This is a genomic window from Streptomyces sp. R41, from assembly GCF_041053055.1.
GTDB lineage: Bacteria > Actinomycetota > Actinomycetes > Streptomycetales > Streptomycetaceae > Streptomyces.
This window is the reverse complement of record NZ_CP163443.1, coordinates 2,975,792-3,000,800: the sequence shown is the minus strand read 5'-3', so window position 1 is coordinate 3,000,800 and position 25,009 is coordinate 2,975,792. Positions and strand designations below refer to the sequence as shown.

Annotated in this window: 21 protein-coding genes; 12 read left to right on the top strand and 9 right to left on the bottom strand. The window is 70.6% G+C overall.

Annotation, left to right across the window (positions count from 1 at the left end):
- Positions 1-315 precede the first annotated feature (315 nt).
- From AB5J53_RS14065 to AB5J53_RS14040, 6 genes are all read left to right on the top strand, one after another.
- The gene (locus tag AB5J53_RS14065; protein WP_369245974.1) at positions 316-1,461 is read left to right on the top strand and encodes a TraR/DksA family transcriptional regulator; all 1,146 of its coding nucleotides are present in this window, start codon (positions 316-318) and stop codon (positions 1,459-1,461) included.
- 129 nt (positions 1,462-1,590) lie between these two features.
- Positions 1,591-2,298, top strand: a complete 708-nt coding sequence (gene lspA, locus AB5J53_RS14060) for a signal peptidase II (protein WP_369245973.1) — start codon at positions 1,591-1,593, stop codon at positions 2,296-2,298.
- Between the two features lie 79 nt (positions 2,299-2,377).
- Positions 2,378-3,322: an RluA family pseudouridine synthase gene (locus AB5J53_RS14055; RefSeq protein WP_369245972.1), complete on the top strand. Its 945-nt coding sequence runs from the start codon at positions 2,378-2,380 to the stop codon at positions 3,320-3,322.
- A complete protein-coding gene (locus tag AB5J53_RS14050; protein ID WP_369245971.1) occupies positions 3,319-3,807 on the top strand; it encodes a GNAT family N-acetyltransferase in 489 nt (162 codons plus the stop codon). Before AB5J53_RS14055 ends, AB5J53_RS14050 begins: the two co-directional genes overlap by 4 nt.
- Positions 3,808-4,024: 217 nt before the next feature.
- A complete protein-coding gene (locus tag AB5J53_RS14045; RefSeq protein ID WP_369245970.1) occupies positions 4,025-5,611 on the top strand; it encodes a Na+/H+ antiporter in 1,587 nt (528 codons plus the stop codon).
- Between the two features lie 106 nt (positions 5,612-5,717).
- Entirely contained in the window at positions 5,718-6,458 is a 741-nt protein-coding gene (locus AB5J53_RS14040; RefSeq protein WP_369245969.1) for an SDR family NAD(P)-dependent oxidoreductase, read from the top strand.
- Positions 6,459-6,516: 58 nt separating this feature from the next.
- Here the strand turns inward: AB5J53_RS14040 and AB5J53_RS14035 are convergent, their stop codons facing one another.
- Positions 6,517-7,671 carry a mechanosensitive ion channel family protein gene (locus tag AB5J53_RS14035; protein WP_369245968.1) on the bottom strand — a complete coding sequence of 385 codons (1,155 nt, stop codon included), beginning with the start codon at positions 7,669-7,671 and terminating at the stop codon, positions 6,517-6,519.
- 108 nt (positions 7,672-7,779) lie between these two features.
- On the opposite strand from AB5J53_RS14035, the gene AB5J53_RS14030 reads away from it, so the two are divergent.
- Positions 7,780-8,349: a dienelactone hydrolase family protein gene (locus AB5J53_RS14030; RefSeq protein WP_369245967.1), complete on the top strand. Its 570-nt coding sequence runs from the start codon at positions 7,780-7,782 to the stop codon at positions 8,347-8,349.
- A gap of 7 nt (positions 8,350-8,356) precedes the next feature.
- On the opposite strand, the gene AB5J53_RS14025 is transcribed toward AB5J53_RS14030, so the two are convergent.
- The 4 genes from AB5J53_RS14025 to AB5J53_RS14010 form a co-directional block, all read right to left on the bottom strand.
- Positions 8,357-10,027 (bottom strand): alkaline phosphatase, encoded by a 1,671-nt coding sequence (locus AB5J53_RS14025; RefSeq protein ID WP_369245966.1) that lies wholly within the window; start codon positions 10,025-10,027, stop codon positions 8,357-8,359.
- Between the two features lie 197 nt (positions 10,028-10,224).
- On the bottom strand, positions 10,225-11,043 hold the full coding sequence (locus AB5J53_RS14020) for a thioredoxin domain-containing protein (RefSeq protein ID WP_369245965.1): 819 nt from the start codon (positions 11,041-11,043) through the stop codon (positions 10,225-10,227).
- Between the two features lie 79 nt (positions 11,044-11,122).
- Positions 11,123-11,818 carry a hypothetical protein gene (locus tag AB5J53_RS14015; RefSeq protein WP_369245964.1) on the bottom strand — a complete coding sequence of 232 codons (696 nt, stop codon included), beginning with the start codon at positions 11,816-11,818 and terminating at the stop codon, positions 11,123-11,125.
- Positions 11,819-11,909: 91 nt separating this feature from the next.
- A complete protein-coding gene (locus tag AB5J53_RS14010; RefSeq protein WP_369245963.1) occupies positions 11,910-13,238 on the bottom strand; it encodes a DUF2252 domain-containing protein in 1,329 nt (442 codons plus the stop codon).
- Between the two features lie 278 nt (positions 13,239-13,516).
- Between AB5J53_RS14010 and dnaE the strand changes: the two genes are divergently transcribed.
- Complete coding sequence (gene dnaE, locus AB5J53_RS14005; protein ID WP_369245962.1) at positions 13,517-17,056, top strand: DNA polymerase III subunit alpha; 3,540 nt, start codon at positions 13,517-13,519, stop codon at positions 17,054-17,056.
- Between the two features lie 113 nt (positions 17,057-17,169).
- On the opposite strand, the gene AB5J53_RS14000 is transcribed toward dnaE, so the two are convergent.
- A complete protein-coding gene (locus AB5J53_RS14000; protein WP_369245961.1) occupies positions 17,170-17,349 on the bottom strand; it encodes a hypothetical protein in 180 nt (59 codons plus the stop codon).
- Between the two features lie 231 nt (positions 17,350-17,580).
- Between AB5J53_RS14000 and AB5J53_RS13995 the strand changes: the two genes are divergently transcribed.
- The 4 genes from AB5J53_RS13995 (at position 17,581) to AB5J53_RS13980 (ending at position 22,163) form a co-directional block, all read left to right on the top strand.
- Complete coding sequence (locus AB5J53_RS13995) at positions 17,581-18,798, top strand: NYN domain-containing protein (RefSeq protein WP_369245960.1); 1,218 nt, start codon at positions 17,581-17,583, stop codon at positions 18,796-18,798.
- 75 nt (positions 18,799-18,873) lie between these two features.
- Positions 18,874-19,896 (top strand): ABC transporter ATP-binding protein, encoded by a 1,023-nt coding sequence (locus AB5J53_RS13990; protein ID WP_369245959.1) that lies wholly within the window; start codon positions 18,874-18,876, stop codon positions 19,894-19,896.
- Between the two features lie 733 nt (positions 19,897-20,629).
- Entirely contained in the window at positions 20,630-21,451 is an 822-nt protein-coding gene (locus tag AB5J53_RS13985) for an ABC transporter permease (protein ID WP_369245958.1), read from the top strand.
- Positions 21,452-21,485: 34 nt separating this feature from the next.
- The gene (locus tag AB5J53_RS13980) at positions 21,486-22,163 is read left to right on the top strand and encodes an AAA family ATPase (RefSeq protein WP_369245957.1); all 678 of its coding nucleotides are present in this window, start codon (positions 21,486-21,488) and stop codon (positions 22,161-22,163) included.
- Between the two features lie 290 nt (positions 22,164-22,453).
- Here AB5J53_RS13980 and ybaK read toward each other — a convergent pair whose 3' ends face one another.
- The 3 genes from ybaK to AB5J53_RS13965 are packed head-to-tail and all read right to left on the bottom strand — an operon-like array spanning position 22,454 to position 24,743.
- Positions 22,454-22,957 (bottom strand): Cys-tRNA(Pro) deacylase, encoded by a 504-nt coding sequence (gene ybaK, locus AB5J53_RS13975; RefSeq protein WP_369245956.1) that lies wholly within the window; start codon positions 22,955-22,957, stop codon positions 22,454-22,456.
- A gap of 14 nt (positions 22,958-22,971) precedes the next feature.
- Positions 22,972-23,712, bottom strand: a complete 741-nt coding sequence (locus tag AB5J53_RS13970) for an LON peptidase substrate-binding domain-containing protein (protein WP_369245955.1) — start codon at positions 23,710-23,712, stop codon at positions 22,972-22,974.
- A gap of 11 nt (positions 23,713-23,723) precedes the next feature.
- On the bottom strand, positions 23,724-24,743 hold the full coding sequence (locus tag AB5J53_RS13965) for a hypothetical protein (protein ID WP_369245954.1): 1,020 nt from the start codon (positions 24,741-24,743) through the stop codon (positions 23,724-23,726).
- Between the last annotated feature and the right edge of the window lie 266 nt (positions 24,744-25,009).

The following is a 25,009-nucleotide window of genomic DNA, read 5'->3' as shown; positions in this document are numbered from 1 at the left end:
CGCTACTCGTCCCCATCCACGCTTCTCGCTCCGCCCAGTGTACGGCGCCGCGGGGACAGCGGCCGACCGGTTTTCCGGGGTGCCCCGGCGGCCTGCGCGGTGACCCGAATGGCGAGGCCCGGGTGTCCGGATGCTGGGACGCGGGGCCCGGCGGATTACCGGGCGGGGAGCTGGGCACAACGCATGCAGGCTTGGCACGCGGGACCCGCGGGGCGGGCGAATGGAGGGCGTGCCCCGTTGCCGCGAGCCAGAAGTCGATTTATCGTCCCAGCACGATTCGCGAGCGAAATCACAATATGTGAAGGGGCCGCGGCCATGGTGGCGAAGAAGACCGCCGTACAGCAGTCGGCGTCCGGCAGATCCACGGGTCCGGCGGCCAAGGATGTGGGTGGGAAGAAGAGCACGCAGGTAGCGCCCGCGACGGGCGCGGCCAAGCCGGTGAAGACGGCTTCCAAAACGGCTTCCGAGACGGCGACGAAGGCGGCGACCAAGGCCGCGAGCAGGAAAACGGACGCTGCGCAGACGGTGACCAAGAAGGCGGCCGTCACGAAGACGGTGAACAAGAAGACGGCCGCTACGAAGACGGTCACCAAGAAAGCGGCCACTACGAAGACTGCGACGACCAAGGCGGCCCCTTCGAAGACGGCAGCCCCCAAACAGGCCGCTGCCAAAACGACCGCTACCAAAACGGCTGCTACGAAGACGGCGGTTACGAAGTCGGTCGTCAAGAAGGCCGCGGCGAAGAAGACGGCGGCGAAGAAGGCGGTGGCCAGGAATGCCGCCGGGACCAAGGCCGCGGCGACGCAGACCGTCCCGGAGGAGACGGCGCAGGCGAAGGGCGCCGGGGCGAAGGGCGGCACCACGAAGAGGGCCGGTGCGAGGAGCGCGGCCACGAAGAGCACCAGTACGGCCAAGAAGACGGTCGCTTCCGCGGCCGAGGGCGCGGCCCAGGCCGCGAAGACGACGGGAGCCACGACGGTGGTTGCGAAGAAGACTCCTGGCACGGCCACGGCGGCCAAGAAGCCCACCGCGGTCCCCAAGGCGCGGATCGCCGCGGCGGAGCCCGGCGAGCTCGCTGTGCGCCCGGGTGAGGACCCCTGGACCCCGGAAGAGGTCGGGGAGGCGCGCGCGGAGCTGCAGTCGGAGGCGCTGCGGCTGCGCACCGAGATCTCGTCGTCCGAGCAGGCGCTCGCGGGCCTGATGCGCGACTCCGGCGACGGCGCGGGCGACGACCAGGCGGACACCGGCACCAAGAACATCACGCGCGAGCACGAGATGGCCCTCGCGGCCAACGCCCGCGAGATGCTCATCCAGACCGAGCGCGCCCTGGAGAAGCTCGACGCGGGCACGTACGGACTCTGCGAGAACTGCGGCAACCCCATCGGCAAGGCGCGGATGCAGGCCTTCCCGCGCGCCACCCTGTGCGTCGAGTGCAAGCAGAAGCAGGAACGGCGTTATTGAGCCCACGGTTGAGCGGAAGCGGGAACGCCATCACCGAAGGGCGCGGGAGGGCTCCTGAGCACGTGGGCCCCGGGGGGTGTGCCGTACCCTCGTCCTCAGTCAGGAACCTAGGTCGAGGGACTCACTCACGTGGCAGAGGCGGAGCGCATCATCGGTACGCCGGACATCCCAGGCGCGGCGGGGGCCGGTCCGGAGCAGTCCGAAGGGAACGCGGCTTCGGGCGACCGGTCCGGATCCGACGAGTCGGCCACGGGCGAGCGGTCCGGCGCGAATGCAGGCGCGCACTCAGGCGCGGTCTCCGGAGCGGACTCCGGAGTGGACGAGACGCCGACCGCGGACGAGCGGCCGAAGGGCAAGCGCAGGATCGCTGTCCTGTTCACGGTCGCCGTGCTGGCGTACGCCCTCGACCTCGTGAGCAAGATGATCGTGGTCGCGAAGCTGGAGCACCACGACTCGATCGAGATCATCGGCGACTGGCTGAAGTTCGAGGCGATTCGCAACGCGGGCGCGGCCTTCGGCTTCGGCGAGGCCTTCACGGTCATCTTCACGGTGATCGCCGCGGCCGTGATCGTGGTCATCGCACGGCTCGCGCGCAAGCTCTACAGCCTGCCCTGGGCGATCGCGCTGGGCCTGCTCCTCGGCGGTGCGCTGGGCAACCTGACCGACCGGATCTTCCGCTCGCCCGGCGTCTTCGAGGGCGCGGTCGTCGACTTCATCGCGCCCAAGCACTTCGCGGTCTTCAACCTGGCCGACTCGGCGATCGTCTGCGGCGGCATCCTGATCGTGCTGCTGTCCTTCCGGGGGCTCGACCCCGACGGGACCGTCCACCGCGACTGACCCCGCGGACGGCGCTGCGCGGGCACTGATGTTCGGGCTGTGGTCAGGTGGTGTCCGACCCGTCCGGCATACTCGACGGGTGAGCACGATTCCCGAGATCCGCACCCTGCCCGTGCCCGACGGTCTGGAGGGCGAGCGCGTCGACGCCGCCATCTCCCGCATGTTCGGCTTCTCCCGCACGAAGGCCGCCGAGCTTGCCGCGGCGGGGAAGGTCACGGTCGACGGCTCGGTGGTCGGCAAGTCCGAGCGGGTGCAGGGCGGCGCCTGGCTCGAGGTCGAGATGCCGCAGGCGCCCGCACCCGTGCAGGTCGTCGCCGAGCCCGTCGAGGGCATGGAGATCGTGCACGACGACGATGACGTGGTCGTGATCGTCAAACCGGTCGGCGTGGCCGCGCACCCCAGCCCCGGCTGGTCGGGCCCGACCGTGATCGGTGGTCTCGCGGCCGCCGGATACCGGATCTCGACCTCGGGAGCCTCCGAGCGCCAGGGCATCGTGCACCGCCTCGACGTAGGCACCTCGGGCCTGATGGTGGTCGCCAAGTCGGAGTACGCGTACACGTCGCTGAAGCGCCAGTTCAAGGAGCGCACGGTCGACAAGCGCTACCACACGCTCGTGCAGGGCCACCCGGACCCGACCAGCGGCACCATCGACGCGCCCATCGGACGCCACCCGAACCTCGACTACAAGTGGGCGGTCACGGCCGAGGGCAAGCCCTCGATCACGCACTACGACCTGGTCGAGGCGTTCCGCGCGGCTTCGCTCCTCGACGTCAAGCTGGAGACGGGGCGCACCCACCAGATCCGCGTCCACATGGCGGCCCACCGGCACCCCTGCGTCGGCGACCTGACCTACGGCGCGGACCCGACGCTCGCCAAGCGGCTCGGCCTCACCCGGCAGTGGCTGCACGCGGTGCGGCTCGGCTTCGAGCACCCCGGCGACGGGCAGTGGGTGGAGTTCGAGAGCGACTACCCCGAGGACCTGCAGAAGGCGCTCGACAAGGTGCGTGAGGAGAGCTACGCGTGAGCGCGTCCCACGGGGCGCAGAGCGGCTCCTACGCGCTGCGGGTGGCCGAGGACGCCGCCGACCGCGAGGCGTGCTTCGCGGTGCGCAAGGAGGTCTTCGTCGGGGAACAGGGCGTCCCCGAGGACATCGAGTACGACGCGTACGACGCCGTCGCCCTGCATGTGCTGGCCGTCCGGGAGGACGGGGCGCCGCTCGGCACCGGACGGCTCCTGTACGGCGAGGCGGCTGCCGCGAAGACCGACGGCGACCCGACGGTCGGCTCGCTCGGTCGGCTCGCCGTGACGCGCGAGGCGCGCGGGCTCGGCGTCGGCGTCGCCCTCGTACGCGCCATCGAGGACGCGGCACGCGCGCGTGGACTGGCCGCGGTGGACCTGCACGCACAGACGCACGCGTTGGGGTTCTACGAGCGGCTGGGGTACGTGGCGTACGGCGAGGAGTTCCCGGACGCGGGCATTCCGCACCGGGCGATGCGGCGCTCTCTGTAACAGACGTGGCGCTCTCTGCAATGGAGGGCGCCCGCGGCGGGCGATTTCGTTCTCGCCCGCCTGCCCGTCTTCATGAGGCTGCCGCCCCGGACCCCGCACTCGGCGCCGCCGGAAGCCGCCGTCCCGGCCGCTCGCCGTCGCGGCGGAAGGAATCGGCGCGTGGCACGCTGGAGGTCTGGCCGCCCTTGATCGTCTAGACCTCGCCGGAGCGCTGACCGTGGATCAGTTGGCCCTGCTGTTCATACTGCTGCTCGGGGCCGTGGTGAGCGTCCCGGTCGGGGACCGGCTCCGGCTGCCGGCGCCGGTGCTGATGACGCTCCTCGGGATCGTGCTGGCCGTGCTGGACTTCGTGCCCGATGTGGACATCCCGCCGGACCTGATCCTGCCGTTGCTGCTGCCGCCGTTGCTCTACGCCTCGGTGCGACGGACGTCGTGGAGACAGTTCGCCGCCAACAAACGGCCGATCTTCCTGCTGGCCGTGGCGCTGGTGTTCGTCACCACCGCGGTCGTGGCGGTCGTCGCCAACGCGATCGTGCCGGGGCTGCCGATCGCCGCCGCCGTGGCGCTCGGCGCCCTCGTGGCACCGCCCGATCCGGTCGCGGCGACCGCCGTCGCGGGACAGCTCGGGCTGCCGCGCCGGCTGGTGTCCATCTTGGAGGGGGAGGGGCTCTTCAACGATGTGACGGCCATCGTGCTCTACCACGTCGCGATCGCCGCCGCCGTCAGCGGGACCTTCTCGCCGTGGCGCGCCGGGCTCGACCTCGTCCTGTCCGCCGTCGTCGCGCTCGTCATCGGGGTGGCGCTCGGCTGGGTCGCGAACAAGCTGATGGACCTGCTCGGCGACGCCACGCTGCAGATCGGACTGACGCTGATCGTGCCGTACGCCTCTTACGTCCTGGCCGAGGAGCTGCACGGGTCCGGGGTGCTCGCCGTGCTCACCACGGCGCTGTTCCTGGCGGAGTACGCCACCGACGCCGACGACGTCATGACGCGGCTCGCCGGCTACACGTTCTGGGACGTGGTGGACACGCTCGTCACCGGGGTCGCGTTCGGGCTGATCGGTCTCGAGCTGCACAACGCGATCAGGACGGCGGCGGGGCGCTGGGGCGAGATGCTGGGGTGGGCCGCGGCGATCGTGGTCGTGGTGGTGCTCGTACGACTGGCGTGGCTGATGCCGGCGACCTGGCTGACCAAACGGCTGCACGCGAAACGGGACTACGACGAAGAGATTCCGACCTCGTGGCGGGAGACCGTCGTGATGTGGTGGTCGGGGATGCGAGGGGTCGCGTCCGTGGCCCTGGCGCTGGCGATTCCGCTGAAGATGGACGACGGGTCGCCGTTCCCGGACCGGGACGAGATCGTGTTCATCGCCTTCGGGGTGATCATGGCGACGCTCGTGCTGCAGGGGCTCACGCTGCCCTGGCTGGTCAGGAAGCTCGGGGTCCGGGCCGACACGGATGTCGAGAAGGCCTTCGAGAAGGAGCTGGCGATGCGGGCCGCGAAGGCCGCGAAGCGGAGGCTGAAGGAGATCGAGCAGGTCGAGGAGCTGCCGGAGGAGGTGTCCGAGCAGTTGCTGCGGCGGGCCTTCGACATCGGGGTGCGGATCAGTCCCGACGTGGGGGACGAGGAGCGCAGGGAGGCGCACGAGCAGCGGGCTCGGCGGGTCAAGAGGATGCGGCGGATCCAGGGGGAGATGATGAGCGCGGCCCGGCACGAGGTGCTGTCGGCGCGGAGTGAGCCGGGGGCGGATCCGGAGATCGTGGACCGGGTGCTGCGACACCTGGACGTGCGCAGCCTGCGATGACGGGGATCTCCCACACGCGCACCGCCCGTTTCCGGTTGGCCGAGGATGTGCGGGTCTCCCGTGGCGCTTTCTCGCCGTCGGCGGCTGTCGCTCCTAAGATCGGATCATGGCGCGCAACGTTGTGATCAGCGGTGGTGGTTCGGGGATCGGGCTCGCGACGGCGCAGACCTTCGCGGCCGACGGGGATCGGGTGTTGCTGCTCGGGCGGCGGGCCGAGGTGTTGGAGAAGGCCGGGGTGCCCGGAGCGCTCACGTACGCCGCCGATCTGAGTGATCCGCACAGTGTCCGCGGTGTCGCCGAGTTCGTGGGGGACGAGTTCGGCACCGTGGACGTGCTGGTGCACAGTGCCGGAGGTGCCGGGAATCTGGAGCCGAAGGTCGAGAGCGAGGACCCGCTCGAAGCCGTCGCGCACAACTGGACCGTCAACTTCCGGCTCAACACGCTGACCGCGGCCCTGCTCACGGAGGCCCTGCGGGAGCGGCTGGCCTCGCCCGGCGGACGGGTGCTGTTCCTGAGTTCCATCGCCGCCTACCGGGGATCCGGCAGCGGCGCGTACGCGGCGTCCAAGGCTGCGCTGCACCCGTACGCCTACGATCTGGCCCGGGAGTTGGGGCCGCGGGGCATCACCGTGAACGTGGTGGCGCCCGGCTATGTCGAGGACACCGGGTTCTTCGGCGGCGAGATCGAGCAGGCCCGGCGGGAGCGGCTCGTCGCGGAGACCTCGACGGGGCGGGCCGGTACGCCCGGGGACGTCGCCGGGACTCTTCACTGGCTGGCGTCCCCGGGCGCCGGACACATCACCGCGCAGGTGATCCAGGTCAACGGGGGCGCGGAACGCGGGCATTGAGCCCCGTACCCCTCCGGAAACCGGGGGAACCACGGCCCGGGCCCGTCCGGCCGGAGGGTCAACCGCGGCCCGGCCCCGTCCGCGGAGGCTCGTGCGCGGTCCGACCGTGGTCCGCACGGGCTGCGGCCCCGTCCGCTCCGTCCGATTCGCCGCGCCCCGCACGCGGTGCCCGGCCCGGCGGCAGTGCCGCGTCCGTCGTGTTGACGCGGGGGAGTGCGTAGGGGTGCTTCTCGGTCAGCCAGCGGATCATCTGCTCGCGGACCGTGACCCGTACCGTCCAGATGTCGTCCGCGTCCTTCGCGGTGACCAGGGCGCGTACCTGCATGGTGTTGGGCGTCGAGTCCGTGACGGCCAGTCCGTAGTCGCGGCCGTCCCAGGCCGGGCACTCGCGCAGGATGTCGCGCAGTTTCTCGCGCATCGCCTCCACGGGCGCGGAGTGGTCGACGTGGAAGAAGACGATGCCGGTCATCTGGGGGGTGCCGCGCGACCAGTTCTCGAAGGGCTTGGAGGTGAAGTACGAGACCGGCATGGTGATCCGGCGTTCGTCCCACGTCCGTACCGTCAGGAACGTCAGCGTGATCTCCTCGACCGTGCCCCACTCGCCGTCCACCACGACGGTGTCGCCGAGGCGCACCATGTCGCCGAAGGCGATCTGCAGCCCGGCGAAGAGGTTGGCGAGCGTGGACTGCGCGGCGACACCGGCGACGATGCCGAGGATGCCGGCCGAGGCGAGCAGCGAGGCACCGGCGGCACGCATCGCGGGGAACGTGAGCAGCATCGACGCGATCGCCACCACGGCGACGATCGCGGACACCACGCGCTGGATCAGCGTCACCTGCGTGCGCACCCGGCGGACCCTCGCCGGATCGCGGTGGGCGGTGGCGTAGCGGGTGTACGAGGTCTCGACGATCGCCGTCGCGATGCGCACCACCAGCCATGCGGCGGACCCGATGAGGATCAGTGTCAGGGTCCGGCCGATGCCGACCCGGTGTTCCATCAGCAGTTTCGCCTGGTCGTACGAGCCTCTGAGCAGGGCCGCGAACAGCACGAGCATGAGGGGGACTCGGCCGCGGCGGAGCAGGCCCCACAGCGGGGTGGCCTCGTGGTGTCGGTGGTCGGCCCGTCGCAGCAGCTGGTCCACGGCCCATCCGATGAGCAGCGTGAGCACGACCGAGCCACCGATGACGATCAGCGGGCGCAGTACGGTCTCCATGCCTCCGACCGTATCCGGCCGGGGGCCGTCATGAACATGTGGTCCCAGCCCGGGTTCAGGGAATGGTCCGGCCCGGCGTTGTCGGTCCCGGCTGGCACCATGGGGCTCATGAACATCATGCTCTTTCACTCGACCTACGGGCCGCGGCCCGCGGTGCGCGCCGCGGCGGACCGGCTGCGCGCCGCGGGACACGAGGTGTGGACGCCCGATCTCTTCGACGGGCGCACCTTCGAGACCGTGGAGGAGGGCATGGCCTTCAAGGAGGAGATCGGCAAGGACGAGCTGCTGAAGCGGGCCGTTCTGGCGGCCGCGCCTTACTCGGATCGGGGGCTCGTGTACGCCGGGTTCTCGCTGGGCGCCTCCATCGCGCAGACCCTGGCGCTCGGTGACGAGAAGGCCCGCGGGCTGCTGCTCCTGCACGGCACGTCGGACATCGCTCAGAGCGCGTCGGTGGACGAGCTGCCGGTCCAGCTGCACGTGGCCGAGCCGGACCCGTTCGAGACGGACGACTGGCTGAGCTCCTGGTACCTGCAGATGGGAAGGCTGGGCGCCGACGTCGAGGTGTACAGATACGCCGGGGCCGGCCACCTCTACACCGACCCCGACCTCCCGGACTACGACGAGGAGGCCGCCGAGGCCACCTGGCGGGTGGCGCTCGGCTTCCTCGACAGCCTGTAGGGCGCGGCTACACCGGGTCGTAGGTGCGCTCGACCTTCTGCGTGCCCGTGCGGGTGCGGTACGAACGCACCCACGACGAGGTCGCGTTCGCGTTCGTGCGGTCGGACAGGACGTAGTAGTCCATCTGCGCGCGGTCGGCGGTGATGTCCAGGACGCCGTAGCCGTGCCGGTCGGTGTCGACCCAGTGGACGTGCCGGTTGGCGGCCTTGATGATCGGCGCGGCGATGGCGGAGACCGTGCCCTCGGGGACCTTCACGATGTCGTCGAGGTTGTCGGAGGTGACCGAGGTGACCACGAACTCGGTGGCCGCCGACGCGGACAGCGGGTAGGTCCCGGCGTCCACCGGCACGTCGTTGGCCCACGCCATGTGGATGTCACCGGTGAGGAAGACGGTGTTGCCGATGGCGTTGGAGCGCAGGTGGGCCAGCACCTCACGGCGGTCGTCGGTGTAGCCGTCCCACTGGTCGGTGTTGGCGGCGATGCCCTCCTGCGGCAGCCCGAGCAGCTTGGCGAGCGGCTTGAGCAGGTCGGCGGAGAGCGAGCCGAAGGAGAACGGCGAGATCATCACCGAGTTGCCGACCAGCCGCCACTTGGTGTCGGACGCCTTCAAGTTGGCCTTCAGCCAGTCGAGTTGGGTGCGGCCGGTGATCGTGCGGTCCGGGTCGTCGACCGAGCCGCTGGCCGTGGCCGCCTGCTGTGAGCGGAAGGAGCGCAGGTCGAGGAGGGACAGATCGGCGAGCTTGCCGAAGCGCAGCCGGCGGTAGGTGGTGCCGGCGACGGCCGGGCGGACCGGCATCCACTCGAAGTAGGCCTGCTTGGCGGCCGCCTGACGGGCGCTCCAGGTGCCCTCGGCGCCCTCGGTGTGGTTGACCGCGCCGCCCGACCAGGCGTTGTCGGCGAATTCGTGGTCGTCCCAGATCGCGACGACCGGCGCCTTGAGGTGCAGGGCCTGCAGGTCCGGGTCGGTCTTGTACTTGCCGTGCCGGGTGCGGTAGTCGGCGAGGGTGAGGATCTCGTTCGTCGGGGCGTGCGGGCGGACGACTGTGCCGCGGGCCGCGTACTCGCCGGACTTGTACTCGTAGATGTAGTCGCCGAGGTGCAGCCAGGCGTCGAGGTCGTTCCGGGCCGCGAGGTGGCGGTAGGAGGAGAAGTAGCCGGCCTCCCAGTTGGCGCAGGAGACGACGCCGAAGCGCAGGCCCGACACGGCCGCGTCCGCCGCCGGCGCGGTGCGGGTGCGCGCCACCGGGGAGTCGGTGCCGCCTGCCGAGAAGCGGAACCAGTAGTCGGTGGCCGGGGCCAGGCCGCGGATGTCGGCCTTGACGGTGTGGTCGGAGGCGGCCGTCGCGGTGGTGGAGCCCTTGGCGACGACGGTGGTGAACGTCTTGTCCTTCGCCACCATCCAGCTCACCTCGGTGTCCGGGCCGAGCCCGGAGCCGGGTATCGCCTCGGCGGTGGGCGTCACCCGGGTCCACAGCAGGATGCCGTCGGGCAGCGGGTCACCGGAGGCGACACCGTGCAGGAAGGCGGGGGCGTCCGTGGCGGCGCGGGCCGGAAGAGCGGCGGCGAGCGGGCCTGCCAGGACAGCGGTCGCCGCCGCGGCCTTGACGACCGTACGGCGGCGTGGCGAAAGGGAGTTGAGGCCCTGGGTTGCCTCGGATGATCTGTATCGACTGGTCACGACCGATCAGGTTACTGATCGGTATGCACGAGAGCGGGCGAATCCCGGAAGTTCGCCCGCTCTTCATGCGGAGGCCGATTTCCCAGTTGGCGTCAGCTCTTGAGAGCCGCCGGTTTCCCAGCCGGCGTCAGCCCTTCAGAGCCGCCGGTTTCCCAGCCGGCGTCAGCCCTTCAGAGCCGCCGGTTTCCCAGTTGGCGTCAGCCCTTGAGAGCCGCGTCCACCACCCTGTTGAAGTCGGCCACCGTCAGGAGCGGGGTGCCCTTGTTGTCGGCGGTGAGCTGCTTGCCGTCCATGACGAAGCCCGGGGTGCCGGTCACGCCGTCCTTGTTGGTGTCGAAGGTCTTCGACATGGCCATCGCCCAGGCGTCGTAGGTGCCCTTCTTGACCGCGTCCTGGAACTTCGTGTTGTCCTTCAGCGCGGAAACGGTGTTCGCGACCTTGATGAGGTAGGCGTCGTCCTTGAACTTGTCGGTCGTCTCGTCCGGGTGCCACTTCGCCGAGTACAGCGCGGTCTTGTACTCGAGGAACGCCTCGGGGCTGACGTTCAGCGCGGCGCCCAGGGCGCTCAGCGCGTTCTTGGAGCCCTGGCCGTTGTCCTTGTTGTCGATGAACGTGGCGCCGATGTACTGGATCTTGAACTTGCCGTCGTCGATGTCCTTCTTCACGGTCGAGCCGACGGTCTGCTCGAACTGGGCGCACACCGGGCAGCGCGGGTCCTCGTAGAGCTTGAGGGTCTTCTTGGCGGTGTCCTTGCCGATGACGACCGTGGTGCCCTTCGTGCCTGTGGTGTTGGCCGGGGTGACGACCTTGGCGTCCTTCAGACCGTCCCAGTAGCTGGGCTTGTTGGCCTGGACGACGGCGTAGCCTATGCCGCCCGCCGCGGCCAGTACGGCCACCACCGAACAGGCCACGATGACCTGCCGCTTGGCCTTGGCACGCTTGGCCTGCTTCTCGCGCTCCAGGCGCAGCCGCTCCCGGGCCGCGCTCTTCGCCGCCTGGCTGTTTCGCTTGCTCATCTTGATGATCTCCATGTGGGACGCGCACACGTCGTACGCGGGATACGTGTGGGGGACTGCTTGTGCTCAGATGCCGCGCTCAGGCGAGGGCCAGAGAGCGGGAGCTCGAGCACGGCGGTCCACGCCGTCCCAGGGAGTGCACGAGGATCAGGTCGCGGGCGGCGGCCGCGCGCGGCGCGGGGCGCGGCAGCCGGCGTACCGGAGCCGGCCGCACCGACACCGCGGCCACCGCCACCAGCAGCGGACGGAACGCGGTCGCGGCCATCGCGCGCAGCAGCTGGGTCAGCGCCCGCTCACCGCGGCGCAGCCAGGCGGCCGCGAGGAGGCCGACGCCGACGTGCGCGGCAAGCAGCAGCCACGCGGCGGCAGGGTCGGCGTGCGCGAGCAGCGCGGAGGCACGGCCGGAGCCGCCGGTCACCTGGGCCAGCGGGGTGCCGACGGCACCGCCGCGGCACAGCACGTCGAGGCCGACCGCGCGCAGCGGGCCGGCGATCGGGCCGCCCGCCCTGCCGTAGCAGGCGTGCTGGCCGGTGGTGAACACCGTGTCGGCGGCCAGTTCCAGAGGGATCAGCAGCGCCGCGATGCGGCCGAAGCCGCGCTCGCGGCCGGCCACCGCGTACGCGGTGACGTAGATGCCGACGGCGACCGCGGCCACGGTCGTGAACGGCAGCGGCGCCCGGGACAGCAGAACGTGCGACGCGGTGCTGAGCGTCACGACGAAGGCCGTGAACAGCGCCGCGCGCACGGCTCTGAACTGGGTCCCGGATATGTCCATGGCGGAGGAGAGTCTCCCACGCGCTCCCGTAAGGGTCCCCTAAAGGGTTCCTATGCGTTACGGGAGCGTTGTGGGTCCGTCGTCGGCGTGCCTACAGGCCCGGAATCCGGCCGTTGCGGAACAGGTCCACGAAGATCTGGTGGTCGCCGCGCGCGCGTGCGCCGTAGCTGTGCGCGAAGTCCACCAGGAGGCCCGCGAAGCCGTCCTCGTCGGCCGCGATCGCCGCGTCGATGGCCCGCTCCGTGGAGAACGGGACCAGCTCCGAGTGGCCGCTCTCGTCGTCCGCCGCCGCGTGCATCGTGGCCGTGGCCCGGCCGAGGTCGGCGACGACCGAGGCGATCTCCTCGGGGTCGTCGATGTCGCCCCAGTCCAGGTCCACCGCGTACGGCGAGACCTCGGCGACCAGCTGGCCCGCGCCGTCCAGCTCGGTCCAGCCCAGCCACGGGTCGGCGTGCGCCTGGAGCGCGCGCTGCGAGATCACCGTGCGGTGGCCCTCGTGCTGGAAGTACTCGCGGATCGCGGAGTCCGTGATGTGCCGGGAGACGGCCGGGGTCTGGGCCTGCTTGATGTAGATCACAACATCGTTCTCCAGGGCGTCGGTGGCGCCCTCCAGAAGGATGTTGTACGAGGGCAGGCCGGCCGAGCCGATGCCGATGCCGCGGCGGCCGACGACGTCCTTCACGCGGTACGAGTCCGGGCGGGCCAGCGACGACTCGGGCAGCGTCTCCAGGTAGCCGTCGAACGCGGCGAGCACCTTGTAGCGGGTGGCCGCGTCCAGCTCGATGGAGCCGCCGCCCGGCGCGAAGCGGCGCTCGAAGTCACGGATCTCGGTCATCGAGTCGAGCAGCCCGAAGCGGGTCAGCGAGCGGGCGTCGCGCAGCGCGTCCAGCAGCGGGCCCTCGGCGGTGTCCAGCGTGAAGGGGGGCACCTCGTCGCTCTTGGCGCCGGTGGCCAGGGCGTGGATGCGCTCGCGGTAGGCGGCCGCGTACACCTTGACCAGCTCGGTGATCTGCTCGTCGCTGAGCGCCTTCGCGTAGCCGATGAGCGCCACGGAGGCCGCGAAGCGCTTGAGGTCCCAGGTGAAGGGGCCTACGTACGCCTCGTCGAAGTCGTTCACATTGAAGATCAGGCGGCCCTGGGCGTCCATGTACGTGCCGAAGTTCTCGGCGTGCAGGTCGCCGTGGATCCAGACCCGGGAGGTCCGCTCGTCCAGGTACGGACCGCCCCGCTTTTCCTGGTCCAGGTCGTGGTAGAAGAGGCCCGCCGTGCCCCGGTAGAACGCGAATGCGGAGGCTGCCATCTTGCGGAACTTCACGCGGAACGCGGCCGGGTCGGCGGCCAGGAGCTCGCCGAAGGCGGTGTCGAAGACGGCGAGGATCTGCTCGCCGCGTTGCTCGGCGCTGAGCTGCGGGACCGACATCGCTGGGTGCCTCCTGGTGCAGGTGGTGCGTGACATGGGGGGACGGGCGCGCCGTCCCGGGGACAAGTGGTCCGTCCGTCCAGCTCCAACGGACGACGGACCGCCGGAGTGCCCGGATTCCGTCGACGAAGGTACGCCGACGCCATGGGATCCGAGTACCCCGGATGAAGGTACGTGTGATCCCCCGCGGAGTGTCAGTGGCCCGGCATAGACTTCGACGCTGTCCCCCCAGACTGTCCGCAGCCTGTCGACGATTGTTCTTCTTGGAGGCCGAAGCCGTGTCAAAGCCGCCGTTCACGCACCTGCACGTCCACACCCAGTACTCGCTGCTGGACGGTGCCGCGCGGCTCAAGGACATGTTCAATGCCTGCAACGAGATGGGCATGACACACATCGCCATGAGCGACCACGGCAACCTCCACGGGGCGTACGACTTCTTCCACACGGCCAAGAAGTCGGGCGTCACGCCGATCATCGGCATCGAGGCCTACGTCGCTCCGGAGTCCCGGCGCAACAAGCGCAAGATCCAGTGGGGCCAGCCGCACCAGAAGCGCGACGACGTGTCCGGTTCGGGTGGTTACACGCACAAGACGATCTGGGCGGCGAACAAGACGGGCCTGCACAACCTCTTCCGGCTCTCCTCGGACGCGTACGCCGAGGGCTGGCTGCAGAAGTGGCCGCGCATGGACAAGGAGACCATCTCCCAGTGGTCCGAGGGGCTCATCGCCTCCACCGGCTGCCCCTCCGGTGAGCTGCAGACGCGGCTGCGCCTCGGCCAGTACGACGAGGCCCTGAAGTCGGCCGCCGAGTACCAGGACATCTTCGGCAAGGACCGGTACTTCCTGGAGCTGATGGACCACGGCATCGACATCGAGCGCCGGGTCCGCGACGGCCTCCTGGAGATCGGCAAGAAGCTCGGCATCCCGCCCCTGGTGACGAACGACTCGCACTACACGTACGCCCACGAGGCGACCGCGCACGACGCCCTGCTGTGCATCCAGACCGGCAAGAACCTCTCCGACCCGGACCGCTTCCGCTTCGACGGCACCGGCTACTACCTGAAGTCCACGGACGAGATGTACGCCATCGACTCCTCGGACGCCTGGCAGGAGGGCTGTGCCAACACCCTCCTGGTGGCCGAGCAGATCGACACCTCCGGCATGTTCGAGGCGAAGAACCTCATGCCGAAGTTCGACATCCCCGAGGGGTACACCGAGGTCACCTGGTTCCAGGAGGAGGTCCGCCGGGGCATGGAGCGCCGCTTTCCGGGCGGCATTCCCGAGGACCGCCAGAAGCAGGCCGAGTACGAGATGGACGTCATCATCCAGATGGGGTTCCCGGGGTACTTCCTCGTCGTCGCCGACTTCATCATGTGGGCCAAGAAGCAGGGCATCGCGGTGGGCCCGGGCCGTGGTTCGGCGGCCGGTTCGATCGTCGCGTACGCCATGGGCATCACCGACCTCGACCCGATCCCGCACGGTCTGATCTTCGAGCGCTTCCTGAACCCCGAGCGCGTCTCCATGCCCGACGTCGACATCGACTTCGACGAGCGTCGGCGCGTCGAAGTGATCAGGTATGTGACAGAGAAGTACGGCGCCGACAAGGTCGCCATGATCGGCACCTACGGCAAGATCAAGGCGAAGAACGCGATCAAGGACTCCGCGCGTGTGCTGGGCTACCCGTACGCGATGGGTGACCGACTCACCAAGGCGATGCCCGCCGACGTCCTCGGCAAGGGCATCGACCTCAGCGGCATCACCGACTCCTCGCACCCGCGCTACAGCGAGGCCGGCGAGATCCGGGCGATGTACGAGAACGAGCCGGACGTGAAGAAGGTCATCGACACCGCCAAGGGCGTCGAGGGCCTGGTCCGGCAGATGGGCGTGCACGCCGCCGGCGTCATCATGTCCAGCGAGCCCATCGTCGACCACGCGCCGGTGTGGGTGCGGCACACGGACGGCGTGACCATCACGCAGTGGGACTACCCGCAGTGCGAGTCGCTCGGCCTGCTGAAGATGGACTTCCTCGGCCTGCGCAACCTGACGATCATGGACGACGCCGTCAAGATGGTGAAGTCCAACAAGGGCGTCGACCTCGACCTGCTGGCCCTCCCGCTCGACGATCCGACGACCTTCGAACTGCTCCAGCGCGGCGAGACGCTCGGCGTCTTCCAGTTCGACGGCGGCCCCATGCGCTCGCTGCTGCGCCTGATGAAGCCCGACAACTTCGAAGACATCTCCGCCGTCTCGGCGCTCTACCGTCCCGGCCCGATGGGCATGGACTCGCACACGAACTACGCGCTCCGCAAGAACGGCCTGCAGGAGATCACGCCGATCCACAAGGAGCTGGAGGAGCCCCTCCAGGAGGTTCTGGCGGTCACCTACGGCCTGATCGTCTACCAGGAGCAGGTGCAGAAGGCCGCCCAGATCATCGCCGGGTACTCGCTCGGCGAGGCCGACATCCTCCGCCGTGTGATGGGCAAGAAGAAGCCCGACGAGCTGGCGAAGAACTTCGTCCTCTTCCAGGAGGGCGCCCAGAAGAAGGGCTACAGCGACGAGGCCATCCAGGCCCTGTGGGACGTGCTGGTCCCCTTCGCCGGCTACGCCTTCAACAAGGCCCACTCGGCCGCGTACGGCCTGGTCTCGTACTGGACCGCCTACCTGAAGGCGAACTACCCCGCCGAGTACATGGCGGGCCTGCTCACCTCGGTCAAGGACGACAAGGACAAGTCCGCGATCTATCTGAACGAGTGCCGGCGCATGGGCATCAAGGTGCTGCCGCCCAACGTCAACGAGTCGGAGCAGAACTTCGCCGCGCAGGGCGACGACGTGATCCTCTTCGGCCTCTCCGCCGTCCGCAACGTCGGTACGAACGTGGTCGAGTCGATCATCAAGAGCCGCAAGGCCAAGGGGAAATACGCCTCCTTCCCGGACTACCTCGACAAGGTCGAGGCCGTCGCCTGCAACAAGCGCACCACGGAATCGCTGATCAAGGCGGGCGCGTTCGACACGATGGGGCACACCCGCAAGGGCCTCACCGCCCAGTTCGAGCCGATGATCGACAACGTGGTGCAGGTCAAGCGCAAGGAGGCCGAGGGCCAGTTCGACCTCTTCGGCGGCATGGGCGAGGAGGAGACGAGCGAGCCCGGCTTCGGACTCGACGTCGAGTTCACCACCGAGGAGTGGGACAAGGCCTATCTGCTCGCCCAGGAGCGGGAGATGCTCGGTCTGTACGTCTCCGACCACCCGCTCTTCGGCCTGGAGCACGTGCTGTCCGACAAGGCGGACGCGGGCATCTCCCAGCTCACTGGAGGTGAGCACGCGGACGGCGCGGTCGTGACCATCGGCGGCATCATCTCGGGTCTGCAGCGGAAGATGACCAAGCAGGGCAACGCCTGGGCGATCGCCACGGTGGAGGACCTCGCGGGCTCCATCGAGTGCATGTTCTTCCCGGCGACCTACCAGCTGGTGTCGACCCAACTGGTCGAGGACGCGGTCGTGTTCGTCAAGGGACGCCTCGACAAGCGCGAGGACGTGCCGCGGCTGGTCGCGATGGAGCTCCAGGTCCCGGATCTGTCGAACGCGGGCACCAACGCGCCCGTGATCCTCACCATCCCGGCGGTCAAGGTCACCCCGCCCATGGTCAGCCGCCTCGGCGAGATCCTCAGCCACCACAAGGGCGAGAGCGAGGTCCGCATCAAGCTGCAGGGCCCGCGCAAGACGACGGTGCTGCGGCTCGACCGGCACCGCGTGAAGCCGGATCCGGCGCTCTTCGGCGACCTGAAGGTGCTGCTGGGCCCGTCCTGCCTGGCCGGCTGACACCAGAAGAAGCGGGCTCACACAGTCGAGGGCCGACATACGCGAGGGGCGCATCCGCCAACGGATGCGCCCCTCGGTGTGTGCCTGGGCCTCAACAGCCCGTGCGCAGGGCCTCAGTTGTGGCCGAAGCGCTTCTGCTGCTTACGGGCAACATCCGCGGGGCTGCCCTGGGTGTGCGTGATCGGCGACTGCTGAGCCTCCGCCGAGGAACGCTGCGCCTGCTCGTGGGCCTGCTCGGCCTGCGAGGCGCGGTTCTGCTGGCTGCCCTGCTTGCGGTTCTTGTTCTTGGCCATGGTGATCTGCCTCCTGGGGGGGATCTAGGGGCCAGGGCCGCGACCAGATTCACATAGGCTGACAACCAGCGCATTTCAGAGAATTACCGTGCGTAATAAGGCCTGTCGGGGAGTGTTCTCCCGATACGCCACGCCGAAGATCGAGTTCCGGCCGTTAACCTCCGCGCGGTCGGGCAGACTCGAAGGAAGCCCGAAGCAAACCTCCCGGAAACCGGAAAGAGGGTGGACCGCGTGGACCGCTGCATCGTCCTGGTGGACGCCGGGTACCTGCTCGGGGCTGCCGCCAGCCTTCTCGCCGGGGAACCCTCTCGCTCCCGGATCACCGTCGACCACGCCGCCCTCATCCAGGGTCTGCGCGAGCGCGCCGAGTCCGACACGGAGCGGCCCCTGCTGCGCATCTACTGGTTCGACGGCGCCCCCGACCGCGTACCGCAGCCGGAGCACCGCAGGCTGCGCGTGATGCCCCGCGTGACGGTGCGCCTGGGCGCCCTGACCCGCAGCGACGGGCGGTGGGCGCAGAAGGGCGTCGACGCCGCCATGCACGCCGAGCTGACCGAGCTGGCGCGCAACCGCGCCTGCTCCGACGTGGTCCTGGTGACCGGCGACGGGGATCTGCTGCCGGGCATGATGGCCGCCAAGGAGCACGGGGTCGCCGTACACCTGTGGGCCGTACAGGCCGCCGACGGCGACTACAACCAGTCCGAGGACCTGGTCGCCGAGGCCGACGAGCGCCGCGTGCTCGACCGGGCCTGGATCACCAAGGCCGTACGCGCCAAGGAACTCGGCGGGATCTGCGCCCCGCCGCCCGCGCCGCGCCCCGAGATCGCCGCGATCCTCTCCGCGCCGCTGCCCGAGTCGGCGCTCACCACCGCGACCGAGCGGCCCGCCCGGGAGGCCGAGCACCACGCGGCGGCCGAGTCGCAGAACGGCACCGAGGAGCGCGTGCCCGCACCCAAGGGCGTCCCTACGCCCAAGGATCTGGCCGCGCTGCGCGGACCCGGCACACAGCCCGCCCAGCACCCCGCCAGCGCGACGCTGCGCTGGTCCTCCGACAAGGGCTGGATCGAGCGGCCCGGCGGCGCCACGGAGTCCGCCGAGGCCTCCGCGCTGCCCACCCTCGCCCAGCTCACCTCCGCCGAGCAGCGGTGGGCGGACCGCGAGGAGGACATCACCACCGTCGGCGGCGATCCGTACGAGGTGGGGCAGGTCTTCGCGCGCCGCTGGATGGAGCGCCTCACCGACCAGAGCCATCTGCAGAAGCTGTCCACGATGTACCCGCGGATTCCGCACCGCGTGGACGGCGAGCTGCTGCGTTACGCGGCCCGCTTCGGCCTGCTCGCGCACAAGGACGACCAGATCGACGAGCACGACCGGTACGCGATCCGGGCGGGCTTCTGGCGCGAGATCGACGTACGTACGGCGGCGGAGCACGCTCCGGCGGGGGAGTGAGCCAGAGCCTTCGCCAGGGCTGCGCCGAGGCCCCGGGCGCATAACGGGGCATCGGACCCCGTACTCTCGTCCTTCGTGAGTACGCGCACGGCACAGGCAGTCCGGAACGGACACAAAGGTGATGTCGTGTGCGCGGTGCGCGGTCTGACCAAGACCTACCCGGCGGTGCGCGGACGCCGGGGCACCCCGGCCACGCCCGAGGTGCGGGCCACCGACGGGGTACGTCTGGACATCCGGCGCGGCGAGATCTTCGGGCTGCTCGGGCCGAACGGCGCGGGTAAATCGACCCTGGTACGGCAGTTGACCGGGCTCATGCGTCCCGACAGCGGCAGCGTGGAGATCCTCGGGCACGACATCGTGCGCCACCCGGAGCGGGCGGCGCGGATCCTCGCGTACCTCGGCCAGGAGTCCACCGCCCTCGACGAGCTGACCGTGTCGCTCGCCGCCGAGACGACCGGGCGGTTGCGCGGCCTGGACCTGCGGCAGGCACGGGTCGAGCGGGACGCCGTCCTGGAGGAGCTCGGCCTCACGTCGCTCGCCTCGCGCGCCCTGAAGAAGCTGTCCGGCGGACAGCGGCGGCTCGCCTGCTTCGCCGCCGCGCTCGTGGGGGAGCGGCCGCTGCTCGTCCTCGACGAGCCGACCACCGGGATGGACCCCGTGGCCCGCCGCGCCGTGTGGTCCGCCGTCGACCGGCGCCGCGCGGAACACGGCACGACCGTCCTGCTCGTCACCCACAACGTCATCGAGGCCGAGACCGTCCTCGACCGGGTCGCCGTCCTCGACCGGGGCCGCGTCATCGCCTGCGACTCCCCGGCCGGGCTGAAGGAGCGGGTCGCGGGCGAGGTGCGGGTCGAACTCGTCTGGCGCGAGAGCGCTCCGCTCGACGTCCCCGAGGTCGCCGCGCTGCGCGCCCGCGCCGTCGAGTCCGGCCGCCGCTGGACCCTACGGCTCGCCCCCGAGGAGGCCCGCGCGGCCGTCGCCACGGTCACCGGAGGCGCCGCCTTCGCCGCCCTCGACGACTTCACCCTGGCCACGCCGAGCCTGGAGGACGTGTACCTCGCGCTCGGGGGCAATATGCAGGGGCTGGTGAAGGCGTGAGCGCGAGGCGTGCGGAATCCGTACGGGAGGCTGTACGGGAGGGGATGGGCGCCTTGAGTGCCTTGGGCGCCGGGACCGGGGAGGCGGCCGTGGGTCTACGGGACTTGCGGGATGCCGTGGGTGCGCGGGTCTCGCGGGAGGTTGTGGGCGTACGGAAGGTGCGCGGGGCCGTGGGCGTGCGGGACTTGCGGGATGCCGTGGGTGCGCGGGGCTCGTGGGAGGTTGTGGGCGTACGGAAGGTGCGCGGGGCCGTGGGCGTGCGGGACTTGCGGGATGCCGTGGGTGCGCGGGGCTCGTGGGAGGTTGTGGGCGTACGGAAGGTGCGCGGGGCCGTGGGCGTGCGGGACTTGCGGGATGCCGTGGGTGCGCGGGGCTCGTGGGAGGTTGTGGGCGTACGGAAGGTGCGCGGGGCCGTGGGCGTGCGGGACTTGCGGGATGCCGTGGGTGCGCGGGGCTCGTGGGAGGTTGTGGGCGTACGGAAGGTGCGCGGGGCCGTGGGCGTGCGGGACTTGCGGGATGCCGCGGTTTCGCGGGACTCGCGAGAGGCCGTGGGTGTACGGATGCTGCGCGGGGCCGTGGGTGCGTGGAACTTGCCGGAGGCCGTGAGCGTACGGAAGCCGCGGAAGGCCGTGGGTGTGTGGAACCCGGGGGAGGCCGTGGGTGTGTGGAACCCGGGGGACGTCGTGGGCGTTGGGAACAGGACGGCTGCCGGAGTGAAGGGGAGCAGCTCGACGTGAGTGTCGTACCCGCTGGAGTTCTGCCGGGCAGTGCGCTGCCCGTGGCCGAGGACCCCGGCGATGCAGCGGAGCTGGGGCCGCGGGCGCGGCTGTGGCCGTCGCTGGCCGCCGTGTACCGCGCGCAGCTCTCCCGCGCGCGCGTCGCGCGGATCCCGCTGCTGTTCGTGGCCACCTTCCAGTCCGTCGGGATCATGATCCTGATGCGGGGCGTGGTGGACGGCGGGGGCGAGGCGCGGGCCGTGGTGGCCGGGTCGTCGGTGCTGGTCGTGGCCTTCGTCGCCCTCAACCTCCTCGCCCAGTACTTCGGGCAGCTGCGCGCCAGCGGCGGGCTCGACCACTACGCGACTCTGCCCGTGCCGCCGGCCGCCGTCGTCCTCGGCGTCGCGGGAGCGTACGCGTCCTTCACCGTGCCCGGGACCGTCGCCACCGCCGTCTTCGGCTCCGTGCTCTTCGGGCTGCCGATGGCCCACCTGTGGGTGCTCGCCGCGGTCGTCCCGCTCGCCGGTGCCGCGCTCGCCGGGCTCGGGGCCGCCCTCGGGCTGCTCGCCCCGCGGCCCGAACTCGCCACACTGATGGGGCAGTTGGGGATGTCGGCGGCCCTTCTGCTGGGGGTGCTGCCGGCGGACCGGCTGCCCACGGTCGTGCGGTACGGGCGTGATCTGCTGCCCTCGACGTATGGGGTGGAGGCCTTCGCGCGGACCTTCGAGGCGCATCCAGACTGGGCCGCCGTCCTCGGTGACCTGGCCGTCTGCGCCGGTGTCGGGGTGGCCTCGCTGGCCCTCGCGACCTGGGCGTACCGCCGGGCAGCCGTCCGGTGACGCGGCTGACAGCCGGGCCTGGCACGATGTCAGGGTGACCGCTCCGTTGACTCCGCCTCCGCCGCCGCATGAACACTCCCCGCACAATGCCTGGCAGGGTTCGCCCGTTCCCGGACATGGGGCTCCCGCGGCGTATCCGGCCGCGTATGAAGCCTCGTATGGACAGGACGGCCCCGGGATGAAGACCGAAGTGCGGGAGGCCGCCGTGATCACGGTGGCAGTGGCGCTCGCGGGGGTGCTGCTCGGAGTGCTGTGGTGGTGGCTGGCGCCGCACGTGCCGCTGATCGCGGACGACAGTGCGGTGTATCTGAAGGACACCGAGGGTGAGCAGGCCATCGGGGTCGACGGAACGTTCACTCTGCTTGCGCTGGGGTTCGGTGCGGTGAGTGCGCTGGTCGTTTTTCTGGCGCGGCGGCGTGGGGGTGTGCCGCTGGTCGTCGCGCTCGCCGTCGGGGGGCTGCTCGGGTCGCTGCTGGCCTGGCGCGTGGGGGTCTGGCTCGGGCCCACGCAGAACGTGGTCGCGCATGCGAAGGCCGTGGGCAAGGGGGTTACGTTCTCCGCGCCGTTGAAGCTTGGGGCGAAGGGGGCGCTGCTCGCGTGGTCCCTGGCGGGGCTGGTGGTCCACCTCGGTCTCACCGCCCTGTTCGGGCCGCGGGACCCCGACCCGTATCAGAGCCCGTACGGGGCGCCTCCTGCGCCTCCGGCTGGGTAGGCACTCGGCGCCGGGGTGACCGTGGGTGTTGTTTCGCCCCCTCCGCCCGTCCCGTACCTGGGGGGCTTCGCCCCCCAGACCCCCCTGCCTTGTTCTTTTGGTGCGGGCCTGTGGGGGCTTGTCGCGCAGTTCCCCGCGCCCCTTACGGGCGCGGGGAGCTGAACGGTCCGACGGCTATGCCGGGCGGCTGCCGTGGTTGGAGCGGCCCTTTTTTGTGCGCCACTTGCGTTTCCGTGTTTTCTTCGACATGTCCCTTGTGCTTAACCGAGGACGGGACGGACGTCGAGGGGTCACGCACGGGCGACGGGCGCGGAGACCGCTTCCGTGAGGCTCGCCAGGTCGGCGGGGGCGAGTTCGACCTCAAGGCCGCGGCGGCCCGCCGAGACGCAGATCGTGGTGTGGGCGGAGGCCGAGGAGTCGAGCACGGTGGGGAGCTTCTTGCGCTGGCCCAGGGGGGAGATGCCGCCGCGGACGTAGCCCGTCGTGCGTTCGGCCGCCGCCGGGTCCGCCATCGCCGCGCGCTTCCCGCCCACCGCCGTGGCCAGGGCCTTCAGATCCAGGGAGCCGGCCACCGGGACCACCGCGACGACGAGCGAGCCGTCCACGTCCGCCACCAGGGTCTTGAAGACCCGCTCCGGCGAGACGCCCATCGCCTCGGCCGCCTCCTCGCCGTAGGAGGGGTGCGCGGGGTCGTGCTCGTAGGCGTGGACCGTGTACGGGACGCCCGCCGCGGTCAGGGCCACCGTCGCCGGGGTGCCTGCGGACTGCTGCCGTTTCTTCGGCTTCTTCGCCATCGAGGATTCCGGCCTCAGTTCAGACTCGTCGGGCCGCGCGTCAGGTCCGACGCCGGCAACGACGGCAGATTACGGATGATCGCGGTCTCCGCGCGCAGGAGTTTCAGCTCCTCGCGCAGCCGCGCCGCCGTGTCCGGGGCCTGGAGCAGCTGCTGCTTCGCCGGGATGTCCAGCATCGCCGCGGCCGCGACGAGGTACGAGACGACGGCCGGCTCGTCCGGGAGATCCGCGCCCGTGGAAAGCGAGCGTTCACGAGCGCCCGCCAAACGCTTCTGGTACTGGCGGAAGGCCCGCAGCACGCCCTCGGCGAGCGCGCCCGCCTCCTCGCCCGGGTCCTCCGGCAGTTCCTCCAGCTCGGCCGTGAGGAACGCGCCGGACGCGTCCACCGACAGCAGCCGTACGCGTGTCGTGCCCGTCGCCAGTACCTCGAAGCTGCCGTCGGCGCGCTCCCGGATGGTCGCCGCGTCCGCGATGCAGCCCACCTCGTGGAAGGCCTTCGCCGGGTCGTCGCCGAAACCGGCCGCGGGCCCGCGCTCGGGCACGGCGGTCTGGTCCGGCATGCCGGGCGCGGTGGGCGCGACCTCATGGCCGTCGCGGATGGCGACGACGGCGAACCGGCGCGGTTCGTCCTCGGGGGTCTTGAGCAGATCGCGCATCATGGCGCGATAGCGCTCCTCGAAGACGTTCAGGGGGAGCACGAGCCCCGGGAACAGCACCGAGTTCAGGGGGAAGAGCGGGAGCCGGACGGTGGTCACGACGGGAAAGCCTAATGGTCGCCGGAGCGGGCGCGTCCGTCGTGCCCATTCCGTGGATGCAGGGGCATGTCGGAAGCGACCTCCAGACGGACGCCGTCGCGCAGCTCCAGGAACTGGCCGAGCGGGTCGTCCGACACCCGGTCCCAGGGGAACGACGTCGCGTACGGACCGATCAGGCGGAGCTGCTCCAGGGCGTCCGTCCAGCGCTCCAGCCGGATCAGCACGTACGTGAGGAGGTTGCGGACCTCCGCGGGCCAGGCATCGGCGGCGCCGTACGTCGCGGAGACCGCGATCGCGAGGTCGGCCGCGGCGTCGAGGCGCTCGCGCGGCACCACCGCACCGCCACCTTCGGTCAGATAGGCGAAGGCCGCGCGCACCGGCAGTGCCTGCACCAGGGAGCCCGGCAGCGCGTCGTGCGCGGCCCGCTCGGCGAAGTCGAAGCACTCACGGTGCGAGCCGTACCAGGCGGCCGACAGGTACTGCAGGGCGGCCACATGGCAGCCGTAGTGGTGCGGGGAGCGGCGCACGGCCTCGCCCCACAGTTTCTCGAACTCGGTGTGCCCGGCATGCGTGCCGCGGGCGTGGTCGAGCGCGATCCGCCAGGGCACCGGATCGCGCGGATCGCCCTCGGCGGCGGCGAGGATCAGCGGGCCGACCTGGCGCAGCAGCTCGACGCGTGCGGGCGACTCCCAGCCGCGGCGCACCGCGAGCTCGGCCCTGACCAGCAGCGCGTCCGGATCGTGCGCCGAGGCGTCCTGCCACTCCCGGAGCCACTCGTCCCGGGAGCGCGCGAAGGTCGCGAGGCGCATCGCGTACCGGTCGCGGTTCTCCCACTCGGCGGCCTCGCGCGTGGTGGCGAGCAGCTTGGCGGCGGGTTCGTACTCGCCGCGGCCCGCCGCGACGAGCGTGGGGCCGAGGCGCTCGTCCGGGGCGTCGAGCAGTACCTCGTCGTCGGTGGGCAGTCCGTCGGCGAGGCGCGAGGTGTTCCTGACCATCCGTGCCGTACGGATGAACGCGCGCAGCAGAGCCATGGTGAAGACCATTGAAAGCCGCAGGTCGGAGCTGTACCAGAGGCGTGCGGTGACACTTTTGTAACCGTCGATTGGTTGTATGCCGGGCGGTCAAGGGGGAGTAAAAGGTGACTGTTGTTCCACTGTTCGACATCTGTGCGGGAAGGGTCCGCATCTGCGCGGGAACGCGCTGTGTGAGCCGCGATCTGTGCGGGTAGCTGCCGCTCCAGCCGCGATCTGTGCGGGGGAGGTGCCGCTCCAGCCGCGATCTGTGCGGAGGAGGTGCC

What these genes read in the sequence shown, in the direction of transcription:
- ybaK (WP_369245956.1), bottom strand. Translation starts at nt 22,957, where the DNA reads ATGGCGAAGAAGCCGAAGAAACGGCAGCAGTCCGCAGGCACCCCGGCG.
- AB5J53_RS14040 (WP_369245969.1), top strand. Translation starts at nt 5,718, where the DNA reads ATGGCGCGCAACGTTGTGATCAGCGGTGGTGGTTCGGGGATCGGGCTC.
- AB5J53_RS14010 (WP_369245963.1), bottom strand. Translation starts at nt 13,238, where the DNA reads ATGTCGGTCCCGCAGCTCAGCGCCGAGCAACGCGGCGAGCAGATCCTC.
- AB5J53_RS14020 (WP_369245965.1), bottom strand. Translation starts at nt 11,043, where the DNA reads ATGAGCAAGCGAAACAGCCAGGCGGCGAAGAGCGCGGCCCGGGAGCGG.
- AB5J53_RS14030 (WP_369245967.1), top strand. Translation starts at nt 7,780, where the DNA reads ATGAACATCATGCTCTTTCACTCGACCTACGGGCCGCGGCCCGCGGTG.
- AB5J53_RS14015 (WP_369245964.1), bottom strand. Translation starts at nt 11,818, where the DNA reads ATGGACATATCCGGGACCCAGTTCAGAGCCGTGCGCGCGGCGCTGTTC.
- AB5J53_RS14065 (WP_369245974.1), top strand. Translation starts at nt 316, where the DNA reads ATGGTGGCGAAGAAGACCGCCGTACAGCAGTCGGCGTCCGGCAGATCC.
- AB5J53_RS14000 (WP_369245961.1), bottom strand. Translation starts at nt 17,349, where the DNA reads ATGGCCAAGAACAAGAACCGCAAGCAGGGCAGCCAGCAGAACCGCGCC.
- AB5J53_RS14035 (WP_369245968.1), bottom strand. Translation starts at nt 7,671, where the DNA reads ATGGAGACCGTACTGCGCCCGCTGATCGTCATCGGTGGCTCGGTCGTG.
- AB5J53_RS13965 (WP_369245954.1), bottom strand. Translation starts at nt 24,743, where the DNA reads ATGGCTCTGCTGCGCGCGTTCATCCGTACGGCACGGATGGTCAGGAAC.